Raw genomic sequence first — 13,715 nt, forward strand, 5'->3', positions numbered from 1 at the left:
GATGAAGACCGTCTTCGGCGAGGGCCAATTCCGCTGGTACGCAACGGCCACCAGCGACACCGGGGGCCTCAAGCGGCTCGCCAGCCAGTTCAACATCGACCAGGAGATCCTGACCTACGCGCAGGACCCCCACGAACGTGCCCACGTCGAATACGACGCCGACACCGGGACCTTCCTGCTCATCTTCAACGTGGCGCACCGCGAGAAGATCGAGAACCACTACGACGCCAGCCCGATGACCTTCATCGTCAAGGACCACGAGCTGTTCACGATCAACGATGAGCACACCAGCTATGTGAACGACCTGATCGCCGGCTTCGTGAAGGCCCATCCCGAGGTCACGCCCATCGAGCTGCTGTTCAATGCCCTGTTCCTGGTCTCCGACGCCTTCTTCCCGCTGGTGCAGGACGTCGACGCGGAATGGCGCCACTACACGAGCAGCCTGCGCGAGCGCACCACCAAGTCAAAGCTGTTGGAGCTGTCCGACCTGGGCATCGGGCTGATCTACCTGGTGGCCGCGGCGAAGCAGAACGCCGTGGTGATCCGCCAGATCAAGGTGCAACAGCCCTATCACCGCCTGTCGGATTCGGCCCGCGAGCAGCTTGACGACGCCGAGATCGAGGCGAACCAGCTGGTGGAGATGACCGAGATGTCGTCGCAGATCATCGGCCAGTTGTCCGACACCTACAACAATGTGTTGAACAACAACCTGAACGACATCATGCGCTTCATGACGGTCTGGTCGCTGCTGTTGGCGATCCCGACGATCGTCACCGGCTTCTTCGGGATGAACGTTGCGCTGCCGCTGGAGAACGCGCCGCACGCCTGGCTGATCGTCACCGGCATCGCCGCCGTGCTCTGGTTGGCGATGGGCCTCATGCTGCGCCACAGCATGCGCAAGTGAAACCACATGCTGCACCCCTAGGATGTTGCGGTAGCTTCCGGGCCGCCCACCGCGGCCCACGCTGCTATCCGTAGAGTCCGGGCCGCCTACTGCGGCCCACGTTGCTATCCGTAGTCCGGGCCGCCCACGCGTCCCGCTGGTCGAGGGGAGGGACCCGTGGCTGACAGCGCACGCCATGACGCGCGTCGCCGCGCCCGCGAGCAGCGACGACGCAAGCTGCGCCACGACCTCCACGGACTGGTCAGTTCCTCCCCCATCGCGGGACGCACCCGTGCGTCCGCCGGCCTGCTGTGGCGGGCCCCCGTCTGGCTGATCACCCTGTTGATGGCCGTGGTGCTGGTGGGCGTGATCACCTTCGGCTCGTTCCGCAGCACCGGACGTCCCGCCCAGCCGGCGATCACCGTCAGCCCCTCGGCAAGCCCCACCCCGAGCGTCTCCCAGACCCCGGTGGTGGCGCCTCAGACGATGGCGCCGACCGGTGAGGACCTGGCCGACCTGCAGGCGCAGGTGGCCGCCATCGAGAACCGCTACGGCGTGCGCGTCGGGCTGGCCGTGTCGGGCATCGCCCCGGTGGGCGCCCAACTTGACGCCACCTGGACGGCCGGCAGCGCCACCAGCGGGCCGGCGCTGGGCACCATCGACCTGCCCATCGCGCTGGCGGTGCTCAACCTGAACCCGGTGCCCTCCAACATCACCTACCTGCTGGCCAAGAGCATCAGCGGGTCGAGCCTGTCGGGAGACGAGGCGCTCTACAGCTTCCTGGGCAACGGCGAGGAGGCCGCCACCAGGACCAATGCGGTCCTGCGCGCCTACGGCGACCAGAACACCACGGTGGCCACCAGCACGGCCCGTCAGGACGTGCCGGCATTCAGCCAGACCGACTGGCCGGTGGCCCCACAGGCGCAGATGGCCGGACAGCTGTGGTGCTCGTCGGACGCCTGGTATGCCGTCTCACGCATGCACTATTTCGACGATGACCACGCCTACGGCTTCGGTTCGGTGGTGGGCAGCTACCTGCGCACCTCCGATGGCGTGGACGACAACGGCAATCCGGTGGTGCGCCAGATGGCGATCATCCCCAACGCCAATGGCGACCGGATCGGCGTCGGCCTGGTGGTCAATGGCGCCAGGGACAAGCTCGACGATGTGAAGGCCGCCGCCGATGCGGTGGCCGGGCGCGTCTACTTCGGGGCGGTCGGCTTCGACGGCGGACACTGCTGAGGGCACCGGTGCGTCCTCCGGGACGCGCAGCAAGCACACAGCGCGCGGGCGTGCGCGTCCACAGCCCGGCGAAACGTGGCTGTTACATCGCCCCGAGATCGGTTACCAGCCCGTAACACGGACAACACTGTGACGAAACGCGGCCGGGAAAAACTATTTTCATGATCGCATTGGAAATCAGCGCAGGCGACACGGCCTGGGTACTCATCAGTGCGGCGTTGGTGCTCTTCATGACGCCAATGCTCGCGTTCTTCTATGGCGGCATGGTCAGGGCCAAGGGCGTCCTGAACATGATGATGATGTCCATCATCGCGATGGGCATCGTCGGCGTGCTGTGGGTGTTGTTCGGCTTCTCGGAGGCGTTCGGCAACTCGTGGCACGGCCTCATCGGCAATCCCTTCCAGTATGCCGGATTGAAGGGGCTGGCCACGGCCCAGTTCGGCACCATCCCGGCCTTCGCCTTCGTCGGCTTCCAGGCCGCGTTCGCCATCCTGGCCGTCGCGCTCATCTCGGGCGCGGTGGCAGACCGGATGAAGTTCGGCGCCTGGTGCCTGTTTGCGGCCTTCTGGAGCGTGCTGGTCTACTTCCCGGCCGCCCACTGGGTGTTCGCGTTTGACGGCTATGCCGCCGACAAGGGCGGTTGGATCGCCAACTCGCTGAAGGTCTTCGACTTCGCCGGTGGCACCGCCATCCACATCAATGCCGGCGCGGCAGCGCTGGCCCTGGCCATCGTGCTGGGCACCCGCAAGGGCTTCGGCACCCGCCCGATGCGTCCGCACAACCTCACCCTGGTGATGCTCGGCGCGGCCGGCCTGTGGTTCGGCTGGTTCGGTTTCAACGCCGGTTCGGCACTCGGCGCCAATGGCACCGCCTCCCTTGCCTGGACGAACACCCTGGCCGCCACCTGCGCCGCCATGAGCGCCTGGGCCCTGACCGAGCGCATCCGCGACGGACACGCCACCAGCCTTGGTGCCGCCTCCGGCGTGGTGGCCGGCCTGGTGGCCATCACCCCCGCCTGCGCCACGGTGAGCCCACTGGACGCCCTGGCGATCGGCGTCCTGGCCGGCGTCGGCTGCTGCTACGCAGTGGGCTTGAAGTACAAGCTCGGCTACGACGACTCGCTCGACGTGGTGGGCGTGCACCTGGTGGGTGGCATCATCGGCACCCTGGCGGTCGGCCTGTTCTGCAAGGCGGACCTCACCAACGGCATCAACGGCCTGTTCTACGGCGGCGGATTCGAGCAGCTCGGACGCCAGGCCCTCGGCGCGGTAGCCATGTTCGCCTTCTCGTTCATCGTCAGCTCGCTCATCGCGCTGGTGATCAAGAAGACCATCGGCATCCGCGTCAGCAATGAGGTGGAGTACGGCGGCATGGACATCTCGCAGCACGCCGAGATCGGCTACGACCTGAGCATCATCGGCTACTCGTCGACCAAGAGCGTGCGCCGCACGATCATCGTGCCGCCCGACGCCTCGAGCCTCACCGACAAGCCCGCCCGCACCCAGGAAGAGGCCTCCGCATGAAGCTCATCACCGCAATCATCCAGCCCGATGTGCTGGAGGACGTCGAGATCGCCCTGGCCCAGGCCGGTGCCTCCGGAATGACCGTCTCCGAAGTGAGCGGCTACGGCCGCCAGCGCGGGCACACCGAGGTCTACCGCGGAGCCGAGTACACGATCGACTTCATCGCCAAGGTGCGCATCGAGATCCTGGCCGCCGAGGCCGAGGTGGAGGGCATCATCTCGATCATCTGCGAGTCGGCCCGCACCGGCAATGTCGGCGACGGCAAGGTCTGGTCGTCCACCGTGGAGGACGTGGTGCGCATCAGGACCGGCGAGCGCGGGGCCGAGGCCCTGTGATGACCACCGTCACCCGCGTGCGCCGGGCATTGCACACATAAACCCCCGATCGTTTCCTTGCGATCACATGAGCAGTTGGCCCGTCCTGATTGATCAGGACGGGCCAACTGTGTGTGTGGGACGGGTTCGGGCTCACGCAGCGCCACGGCCTCACGCAGCGCCGCAGCATCAGCCGACACGGAATCAGCCGGCCCGAACTCCCCGCACCCGGAAATCACCACTGAGTGGGCAGTTGTGCGGCGTCATTGCCGCACAGGTGTCCACCTAAGGACGTCCACCCGAAAGGCAACCGTGCCCATTCAAGGGGCGAACCAGCTGGAGCTGGTGACGGACCGAGCCGGCGACACGGGCACCCGGCAGGGCCACGCCGACGCGCGATCCAAAGATGGGGAGGACCTCTGCAGGGTAGACGACGTAAAGGTCCTCCCCATCCCGCGTCGACCAGGCGCCGACGGCCCTATCGGGGCACTGAGTGGATGGTTTCGACGCGTCTGATCACCACAACCCTCCACTGGGTGGAGAACTGGAGGAGAGAACCCGTGGACAGGGGGACGCCGTCGGCCGCACTCGGCCCGAACTCACCGCACCCGGAAATCACCACTGGGTGGGCAGTCGTGCGGCGTCATTGCCGCACAGGTGTCCACTTAAGGACGTCCACCCAGGGATGCCCACCCGGACAGCAACCGTGTCCGCCCGGGGAGTGCCCCCAAGGAAACCGGTGAACAGGGGCCGGGCGCGGCCCGACACAGCGACCCACGATGGGCCCCACGGACGGCCGGGGCCGACGGGTCCTGCCCGCCAGCAGCGCCCTACTGCCCGTGCAGATGCATGACCACCTGGGCGGCGGTGTCGGTGCCGGAACGCACCGCACCCTCCATGTAGCCATTGAACTTGCTGGCGTATTCGGCGCCGGCGAAGTGGACGCGTCCGAAGCGCGCACCCAGCTGCTGGCCGGTCACGCTCCACAGTCCGGGCGCGAAATGGGCGCCATGGGAGCCCTTCGTGAACGGATCGGCACCCCAGTCGTGGTCGAGGTATTCCAGCGGCGTGGCGGCCTGCTCGCCGAAGACGGTGACCAGCGCGTCACGGAAGACCCGCTCGCGCATGCTGGCGGAGAACTTGGTGAGGGTGGCCGCCTCGGCCCCCTCGAAGAAGCCCATCAGGATGCCGCGCTCACTGGCCGGATCGGAGGTGTCGAAGGTGACGCGCACCGGACCGTCGTCGGCGGCCATCTGGCCCGACAGGCCGGCGTCGCGCCACCAGGGGCGTTCGAACAGCATGTGGCACTTGATGATCGCCCCGGCCGGGGTCTTCTGCACGGTCTCGTAGCGCCAGGGGTCCAGCTGCGGCGCCCACACGAGGTCCTTGGCCAGCCACGGCGGCACCGACAGCACGGCGGTGCGGGCCCGGATCTGCTCGCCCTCGGAGGTGACCACGACCACCGCGTCGTCCTCCTGGTCGATGGTGACCACCGGAGTGGACAACCGCACCCTGCCCTCGAGCTGGGCGGCCATCCGTTCGGCCAGCTGGAGCACGCCGTCCACCAGGCGCACCTGGCCGATGTCGCCATTGGTGGCGATCAGGTTCTCCATGTCGACGCCGGCACGCACATGGGTGAGCACATCGCCCAGCGTCGTGTCGGACAGCGGGCCGTGCACCACGGCGCGCAGGGCCCCGCGCAGGTCGCGCTGCGCCGAGGGGGTGCGCAGGTTGGCGGTGAGCCAGCGTTCCATCGGCTGGTCGAGCCAGGCGGTGTTGGCCCCCGCCCAAGCCGGATCACTGACGGTGCGCTCGGCCAGCCGGCGCAGCCGCAGCACGCCCTGGCCCAGGTCGGCGGCGGCGAAGGGAGTGCGGTGGGAATGCTCGTCGGGTGACTGCTCCACGGCCCGCACATCGCCCTGCTGCACCACCAGCAGCTTGCCGGGGTTGGCCGGCATGGTTGCGGCAGCGGCCTCGTCGATCAGCTCGAGCATGCGGTCGTGGTTGGGGAACACCCACTGCCCGCCCTGCTCCACCAGCTCGCCGCTGGAGAAGCGCGCATTGTCGACGCGCCCCCCGATGCGGTCGCGGGCCTCCAACACCATGACGTCATGGCCGCGCCGGACCAGCTGCGTTGCGACGGTGAGCCCGCCGAAACCGGCTCCCACTATCAGGCAATCAAGCACGAAGCTTCCCCCACTCGATGCGTCCAGGCCTCCATGGCCTCCTTGCTGACTCTACAGAGCCGACGCGTTACCGCCGAGCTCGGGGTGACACGAACACAGGCGGCGGACCCGGCCACGCACTGCGTGCCGAACCCGCCGCCTGTTATCGCCCGGAGGATGGAACCGGGTGTCGAACTCAGCCCTTCTCGGCCCGCAACTCCTGGGTGATCGTGTCGTCCAGGTGGGCACGCCCACGCACGGCGAACCAGCCGATCGCCAGGATGACGAACCAGATCGGCGTCACCACAAGGGCCTTCAGTGTGTCGGGCTGCTGGGTGAGCACCCAGATCACGAACGCGAAGAAGGCCAGCACCACCCAGCACATCACGCGTCCGCCCGGCATGGCGTAGGTGGTGGAGGCGTGCAGATCGGGCCTCTTGGCGCGGTAGCGCAGGTAGCTCACCAGGATGAGGCCCCACACGAAGATGAACAGCACCGACGAGACGGTGGTCACCAGGGTGAAGGCCTCGATCACCGAGTTCGACATGGTGAGCAGCAGGCTGGAGCTGACCAGCACGACGGTGACGAACAGGCCGCTGGCCGGCACCCCGTGGCGGGTGAGCCTGCCGAAGGCGTTGGGGGCCATGCCCTTGTGCGACAGGCCGTAGAGCATCCGTGAGGTGGAGTAGATGCCCGAGTTGGCGCTCGAGGCGGCCGAGGTGAGCACCACGAAGTTCATCACGGTGGCCGCGGCGCCGAAGCCGACCAGGCCGAACAGGTTGACGAACGGCGACACCGCCGGGTTCACCTGGCTCCAGGGCGTGACGCACATGATGGCGGCCAGCGCCACGACGTAGAACATGAGCACCCGCACCGGCACCGCGTTGATGGCCTTCGGCAGCGTCTTGAGCGGGTTCTTCGTCTCGGCGGCGGTGGTGCCCACCAGCTCGATGCCCACATAGGCGAAGACGGCGATCTGGAAGCCGGCCAGGAAGCCGTTCATGCCCTTGGGGAAGACGCCACCGTCATTCCACAGGTTGGCCAGCGAGGCCTTGACGCCGTCGGGGGCGGTGAAGCCGATGACCACCAACACCACGGCCAACACGATGAGCCCCAGGATCGCGACGATCTTGATCAGCGCGAACCAGAACTCCAATTCGCCGAAGAGGCGCACGGTGAGCAGGTTGAGCACGAACAGCAGGGCCAGCGTGGCCACCGACAGGATGATCGACCAGGTCTCGTTCTTCAACCAGAAATCCCAATAACTGGTGAAGGCGATCACATCCGCCATGCCGGTGACCACCCAGCACAGCCAATATGTCCAGCCGGCGAAGAACCCCGCCCAGGGACCCAGCAGGTCGGCGGCAAAGTCCTGGAAGCTCTTGTAATTCAGGTTCGACAGGAGCAGCTCGCCCATCGCCCGCATCACGAAATAGAGCATGACGCCGATGATCAGGTACACCAGCATGATGCTGGGCCCCGCGGTGTGGATGGTCTTGCCGGAACCCATGAACAGGCCAGTGCCGATGGCGCCGCCAATGGCGATCAGCTGGACGTGCCGGTTACCCAGGGCTCGGTGCAGGTGTTGATCGTCATTGTCCTGATCGCCATGGTGGCGATCCGACACGACGGCGTTGGTTTCACTCATGGGATCAACCTTCCCGGATGGATTCGGGGCCAGGCCTGTCTGCCCCCGACCCGGCGCACATTACATGTCACCCCAACCCCCGCAGGGGGAATCCGAAAAATAGTGGCAACTGTCACAAAGTTGTCACCTGTGGGAGTAATCCGCCGGCGTGCAATCACGCCGTGACAACGCATGCCATACACGGATCACAGCGACCTTGCAGCCGTGCAACAGCTGGTGGGACGAGGCTGCTTGGCGTCCCCCAGAAGAAAGGAAACACGCGCATGCTCATGACCTTTGCGCGCCGCGAACTAGGCAGGCGGCGACGCCAGACGATCATCGTCGCACTGGGCCTTGCCATTGCGGTGGCACTACTGATGGTGGTCCATTCCGTGTCGTCGGGTGTGAGCCGGGCGCAGTCCGAGGTGCTGTCCTCCGTGTACGGAGTGGGCACCGACATCACGGTGACCCAGAAATCGACCCAACAGCCCGGGCAGGGCTTCGACATGGCCCCCGGCGCGCAGGACGCCAACGGCAACACCTCGGTGTCGTCGACCACCGTGCGCACCACGCGGGGCACCGAGGCCTTCGACGCCTCGCAGCTGGCCACCGTGCAGGGCGTGCAGGGCGTGGCCGGCGCCACCGCCGTGCTGAACCTCGAGCAGACCACCTTCGACGGCCAGATCGGCTCGTCGGGCAGCGCATCATCCAGTTCATCGGGCAGCTCGTCATCGGCCAGTGCCTCGCCCTCGGCGTCGGCCAGCTCGGGAACCAGCCGCGGCGCGATGGGTGGTGGCCGGATGAACCTCAACCAGACCACCATCACCGGCGTTGAACCCGGCGCGACGCTCGGGCCCCTGTCGACATTGAGCGTCAGCAGTGGACGCGCGCTGGCCACCAGCGACGACGGCAACGACGTCGCCCTGGTGTCGAGCGACTATGCGAGCCAGCACAATGTGGCGGTCGGCGGCACCATCTCGGTGGCCAACAAGGACGTGAGCGTGGTCGGCATCGTCACGTCGAGCTCGTCGAGCAGCATCTCGGAGGTGTACCTGCCGCTGAAGACGGCGCAGGCGCTGTCGGACAACACCGACAAGATCAGCGAGATCCTGGTGCAGGCCTCCGACTCGAACCAGGTGTCCACGGTCGCCTCAGCGCTCACCAAGGCGCTGCCGTCGGCCACCGTGTCGACCCAGGAGGCGCTGGCCCAGTCGGTGAGCGGTTCGCTCGGCTCGGCGTCGAAGCTGATCAGCTCGCTGGGCACCTGGCTGTCGATCGGCGTGGTGGTGGTGGCCTTCGGCCTGGCCGTGCTGTTCACGGTGAGCGGGGTGAACCAGCGCACGCGTGACTTCGGCACCCTGAAGGCGCTGGGTTGGTCGCGGCGACGCATCGTGGGCCAGGTGGCCACCGAGTCGTTGCTGCGGGCAGGCATCGGGGGCGCGGCAGGCATCGTGCTCGGCCTGGTCGCCACCCTGGTGATCAACGCCATGGGCATCACCCTGTCGGGCTCGACCGGCGGCTTCTCGATGGGAGGTGGCCGCGGCGCACCCGGCGGGCAGCCCTCCGGGATGCCGAGCATGGCCGGCGGACAGGCCGGTGGCGCACCCGCAGGCGGGGGCGGTGGCATGGCCGAGCGGGCGTCCAATGCCGTGAACGTGGTGTTGCACAGCCCGGTGAGTATCCAGATGATCGCGATCGGCCTGGCGGCGGCGCTCGTCGGCGGCCTGCTGGCCGGCGTGATCGGAGGCTGGCGTGCAGGCGGAATGCGTCCGGCCGAAGCCCTGAGGAGCGTGGAGTGATGTACACCCTGACTGATGTGACCAAGACCTATGCCGGCAAGCATCCGGTGACCGCGCTCGACCGCGTGACGATCACCATCCCCGACGGCCAGATGGTGGCCATCGAGGGGCCCACCGGCGGTGGCAAGTCGACGATGCTGCAGATGTTGGGCGCGCTCGACGTGCCCACCAGCGGCACGGTGACACTCGACGACGTGGAGTTGTCCGACGCCGGCGAGCGACGGCTGCAGGAGGTGCGCGCCGAACGCGTCGGCATCGTCTTCCAGAACTTCAACCTGATCGCCACCCTGTCGGCGCTGGAGAACGTGCAGACGGCCCTGGTGCCGCTGGGCGTGGGCGCCGAGGAACGCCTGGAACGTTCGCGGGCGGCGCTCGACCAGGTGGCGATGGGCGATCGGGCCGACCACCTGCCCAGCGAGTTGTCCGGGGGCCAGCAACAGCGGGTTGCGATTGCCCGGGCGCTGGTGAAGCGTCCCCGGGTGTTGCTGGCCGACGAGCCCACCGGAAACCTGGATGGCCCCATGCGCGACGAGATCCTGGCGCTGCTGCATTCCAGCTGGCACGCAATGGGTCTGACGGTGATCATGGTCACCCACGACTCGCGGGTGGCGGCCAGCGCGCAGCGTCGGCTGCGCATCGCCCACGGACGGCTCAGCGAGATCGGGGACGGGCGTCGGGCCGGCGCGGACGAGCCGGACGGGGCCCGGGGAGATCCCGGTGGGGCACGGCGCTCCCCCGCTCCGGCCCAGGACCACCCGGACGACGCGCTCGAGGACGCGACGCCGGGCGCATCGCACCAGCCCACGGCACCGGGGACGTACGAGGAGCGTCCGCTGGGCTGAGCTGAGCCGAGCTGGTGACGATGGAGGGGCCCCGACCGGTGACGACCGCCCGGGGCCCTGTCGTCGTTCACCGTGGCGGCGGCTCGCCGCGACCGGTCCCGGCGGGCAGCGCCCCGGCATGGCGAAACCCCCGGTCGGGATCCCGACCGGGGGTTTCTTCGGAGCCGTCTACGAGAGTCGAACTCGTGACCTACGCTTTACGAGAGCGTCGCTCTACCGACTGAGCTAAGACGGCCTGCCGCTTGCGCAGCGCGTTCACTATACCGACCATCGCGGAATTCGGGCGAATCCTGCGTCGGCGAAGCGACTATTGCGCCGTTCCGGCGTCGCTGGCAGCGGTCGGACGCGAGGGGCCGGCACCGTCGTCACTCCCGGCCGGACCACCCGTCCCGGACGCATCTGCCGATCCGGTGGGTCCGCCCGTGCCGGACGTCTTACCCGCACCCGTCCCGTCGACCAGCGGAGCCGCCCCGGCAGCGCCGGGCACATTGGGCACCGCCGCGTCGGCACGGCGCCGCTTGGTACGCGGTTTCTTCTTCTTGCGGGGCGTCGCCGCAGCGCACTGGCAGGCGCTGGCCTGCGCCAGCGGACAGCTGGACTGTTCGCCGTCGCGCGTGCGCACCAGCAGGGCATCATTGGGCACTTGATGGCCGATCACCGTGCCCTCACCGGCCGGCGTCATCACCGTGGTGCCCACCTTCGGCGCCCGGGCATGGAAGTCCTCGTAGGCCTGCTGTTCGTAGCGCAGGCAACACATCGCATGGCCGCACACCCCGCAGCGCTGCACGGCACTGACCAGCATGCCCTGCTCGCGTGCCAGGCGCAGCGACACCGGGTCGAGCGTCAACATCGACGAGCAACACAGCGGACGCCCGCAGGGCCCCACTCCCCCGGTGAGCCGCGCAGCATCGCGTGCCCCCACCTGACGCAGGTCAATGCGGCTGCGCAGCGCACGCACCAGGTCGCCCAACAGCGCCCGGAAGTCCACCCGCTCGGGCGATTGGTAGTAGAACACCGTCAAGCGGTCGTAGTCGGACGACTGGTCAAGGAAGTCGACGGCCAGCAGCTTCATGGCCAACCCGTGGCGTTCGATCAGCAGGCGCGCCACCTCGGCGGCATCGGCCCGCACCTGCCGGTTGGCCTCGTCGCGCGCCAGGTCGGCGGGGGTCGCCGCCCCGGCACACACCGGCACCGCGTCGGGCAGGTCGACGTCGCCACGCCAGACCACCCGGGCCACCTCGCGGCCGTCCTCGGTGGGGTACAGCACCTGATCGCCGATGGCGTGCTCGTGGCCGCCGGCCGCCAGGTAGTGCAGCTGGCCGTGCGGCTGGAACTCCACCGCCAGGACGCTCGCCATGGCCCGAACACTATCCCGGGCGCCCGGCCGAATTCACCCCCGGCTCCGGACATGACGGGGCCCGGCGTCCCCATCGGGGAGCACCGGGCCGGGTCACGATGACGTTGCGGGGCAACGCCGGTCAGGAACTCAGAATTCGGCTTCCTGCTTGCGGCGCACGCGCGAGCGGCGGATGCCGCCGTCCAGCGACCAGCCGCCGGCTCCCACCAGCAGGAACACGAGTCCGATGCCGGCGAGCAGCAGTTCGATGTCACCGGAGAAGCCGGCCGTGCCCGCCACGAAGGGGTTGAAATCGCCCCAGCGGTAGAAGGCGATCGTCAGGCCCGCCAACACCGTGGTGAGCGCCCCGGCCACCCTGGCGCCGAAGCCGAAGACGAACATCACCGCCATCACCAGTAGCAACACCGACAGCCCCCAGGTGACCATGCCAGCGCGGGGGATGCCGATGCTCACCAGGGCATCGACGACGGGCTGGCGCTCGGTGAGCATCTGGTAGCCGTAGACGCCGATGATCACGGCAGTGACCAGGCGCATCAGGAACAGGCCGAGCGCCGGCGCGAACTTGTCGGTGCTGGGACCCTGCGGCTTCTCGATCACCAACGGCTCCTGGGGCTGTTGGGCCACCGTGCCGAGACGACGCTCGCGTGCCGCCCGTTCGCGGGCACGCTGGGCGGCCTCCTCCTGCTTGACCCGGGCGGCCTCCTCCTGCTTGACCCGGGCGGCCTCCTCGCGGGCCTTGCGCTCACGGTCGGCCGCGGCGGTGTCGATCACGGGCTTCTGGGTTGCGGTGTCGGCCATGTCGCGCGCGCTGCTGTTGTGGCTCAGGTCGGCGCCGAACACCGTGGACGCGGCGACCACGGGCATGTTCGGCATCGACGACACGCTCGCGGCAGCGCTGGATGCCTCGTTGGTCACCTGCTGGCTGCGCTCGGTGGAGCTGTCAGAGGTGGTGCGCAGGAACGACGAGGTCGCCGATCCGGCGGGCACGGCGGCCTCACCGGACGCGGCACCCTGACCGGTCGCAGCGGCGGAACCCGGGGCACCGTCGCGTGCGGCGAGCTCGGCCGCCGTCATGAAGCCGGGGCGGGGACCCGCATCGGGTGCGCTGAAATCGGGGACGCCACGACCGCCGACGGGGGCCGGCGGTGCCGGCACGGTGCCGGCCATCGACGTGGGGAACTGGCGTGCCGGCGGCTGCGCGGCACCATCTGCCGACACGGGCTGGGTTCCGGTGGCACCGGAACCGGGGGCCTGCGGCGCGGCGGGTGCGGGCGTTCCTGCGCCCGGGACCGGCGTTGCGGGCTGGGCGGGCGTCGGCTGGGCCGGGCCCGCCGGGTTCTGGCTCGCGGGGTTCTGGCCCGCCGGAGTCTGGCCTGCGGGGCTCTGGGCAGCGGGCGCCTGGTTCGACACGAAGGGAACCGCCTTCGTCTGACCGATGCCCGTGGCCTCGGCGGCCTGGGTCGGCGAGGGCGCGGGGACCGCACCGAAGCCGGGATGGAAGCCGGGCGCCTGGTGGTCGGTGGCCGCCGGGGCGGCCTGCGCGGCCTGCGCGGCCTGCGCTGCGGCATCGGGCTGTCCGGCCGCGTCGGTGGACGCGGGCCTGGGGCCGGGCTGGGCACCCGGCTGGGTCAGGGGAGCCGTCGCATCAGCTGCCGACGGCGCTGCGGGCGCAACCGGCTGCGCGTCCGTCGCGGGCTGACCTGCGGGCGTGGAGGTTCCCGTGGCGTCCGGCACGGGAGCGGCACCGCCCTGGCCAGCAGCCGGCTCGGGCGCCGGCTGTGCGGCGTCGGTGGGTTCGCTCACGCTGTCGTAGAGGTTGTCTTTCTTGTCCCTCGTCGTCACAGGTTGATCCTCTCGTGCTGGTGCAGTCCGAGCTGTCAGACAAAATGGTCAGACTGCTTCACAGCCCATCTTTCCCGCCCGAGGCCGCCCCGGCCGCCGGTGACACGCCCCCGGACACGAT

The 13,715-nt window shown here is 68.8% G+C and carries 10 protein-coding genes and 1 tRNA gene; 6 read left to right on the top strand and 5 right to left on the bottom strand.

Annotated features, from left to right (window positions below; all coding sequences use genetic code 11):
- Nucleotide 1 precedes the first annotated feature (1 nt).
- The 4 genes from RM25_RS09595 (at nucleotide 2) to RM25_RS09610 (ending at nucleotide 3,983) form a co-directional block, all read left to right on the top strand.
- Nucleotides 2-904, top strand: a complete 903-nt coding sequence (locus tag RM25_RS09595; RefSeq protein ID WP_013161877.1) for a magnesium transporter CorA family protein — start codon at nucleotides 2-4, stop codon at nucleotides 902-904.
- Between the two features lie 156 nt (nucleotides 905-1,060).
- Complete coding sequence (locus tag RM25_RS09600) at nucleotides 1,061-2,125, top strand: hypothetical protein (RefSeq protein ID WP_013161878.1); 1,065 nt, start codon at nucleotides 1,061-1,063, stop codon at nucleotides 2,123-2,125.
- 161 nt (nucleotides 2,126-2,286) lie between these two features.
- Nucleotides 2,287-3,648 carry an ammonium transporter gene (locus RM25_RS09605; RefSeq protein WP_044636388.1) on the top strand — a complete coding sequence of 454 codons (1,362 nt, stop codon included), beginning with the start codon at nucleotides 2,287-2,289 and terminating at the stop codon, nucleotides 3,646-3,648.
- The gene (locus tag RM25_RS09610; RefSeq protein WP_013161880.1) at nucleotides 3,645-3,983 is read left to right on the top strand and encodes a P-II family nitrogen regulator; all 339 of its coding nucleotides are present in this window, start codon (nucleotides 3,645-3,647) and stop codon (nucleotides 3,981-3,983) included. The genes RM25_RS09605 and RM25_RS09610 overlap by 4 nt, the downstream gene beginning before the upstream one ends.
- An 809-nt stretch (nucleotides 3,984-4,792) precedes the next feature.
- On the opposite strand, the gene RM25_RS09615 is transcribed toward RM25_RS09610, so the two are convergent.
- On the bottom strand, nucleotides 4,793-6,130 hold the full coding sequence (locus tag RM25_RS09615) for a flavin monoamine oxidase family protein (RefSeq protein ID WP_052809184.1): 1,338 nt from the start codon (nucleotides 6,128-6,130) through the stop codon (nucleotides 4,793-4,795).
- A gap of 193 nt (nucleotides 6,131-6,323) precedes the next feature.
- Nucleotides 6,324-7,775, bottom strand: coding sequence for an amino acid permease (locus RM25_RS09620; RefSeq protein WP_013161883.1), 1,452 nt, complete (start codon nucleotides 7,773-7,775; stop codon nucleotides 6,324-6,326).
- A 263-nt stretch (nucleotides 7,776-8,038) separates the two neighbouring features.
- Here RM25_RS09620 and RM25_RS09625 point away from each other — a divergent pair, with 263 nt between their 5' ends.
- Together RM25_RS09625 and RM25_RS09630 are read left to right on the top strand one after the other, a co-directional pair.
- The gene (locus RM25_RS09625; RefSeq protein ID WP_013161884.1) at nucleotides 8,039-9,553 is read left to right on the top strand and encodes an ABC transporter permease; all 1,515 of its coding nucleotides are present in this window, start codon (nucleotides 8,039-8,041) and stop codon (nucleotides 9,551-9,553) included.
- Complete coding sequence (locus tag RM25_RS09630) at nucleotides 9,553-10,395, top strand: ABC transporter ATP-binding protein (protein ID WP_013161885.1); 843 nt, start codon at nucleotides 9,553-9,555, stop codon at nucleotides 10,393-10,395. Before RM25_RS09625 ends, RM25_RS09630 begins: the two co-directional genes overlap by 1 nt.
- A 162-nt stretch (nucleotides 10,396-10,557) precedes the next feature.
- Here the strand turns inward: RM25_RS09630 and RM25_RS09635 are convergent.
- The 3 genes from RM25_RS09635 to RM25_RS12010 all read right to left on the bottom strand — a co-directional run bounded on the left by RM25_RS09635 (nucleotide 10,558) and on the right by RM25_RS12010 (nucleotide 13,594).
- A tRNA-Thr gene (locus RM25_RS09635) sits at nucleotides 10,558-10,630 on the bottom strand.
- A 72-nt stretch (nucleotides 10,631-10,702) separates the two neighbouring features.
- Nucleotides 10,703-11,752: a PSP1 domain-containing protein gene (locus tag RM25_RS09640; RefSeq protein ID WP_013161887.1), complete on the bottom strand. Its 1,050-nt coding sequence runs from the start codon at nucleotides 11,750-11,752 to the stop codon at nucleotides 10,703-10,705.
- A gap of 129 nt (nucleotides 11,753-11,881) precedes the next feature.
- Nucleotides 11,882-13,594 carry a DoxX family membrane protein gene (locus tag RM25_RS12010; RefSeq protein WP_052809185.1) on the bottom strand — a complete coding sequence of 571 codons (1,713 nt, stop codon included), beginning with the start codon at nucleotides 13,592-13,594 and terminating at the stop codon, nucleotides 11,882-11,884.
- Nucleotides 13,595-13,715 lie beyond the last annotated feature (121 nt).

This window comes from Propionibacterium freudenreichii subsp. freudenreichii (genome assembly GCF_000940845.1).
In the GTDB taxonomy this organism is placed as follows: domain Bacteria; phylum Actinomycetota; class Actinomycetes; order Propionibacteriales; family Propionibacteriaceae; genus Propionibacterium; species Propionibacterium freudenreichii.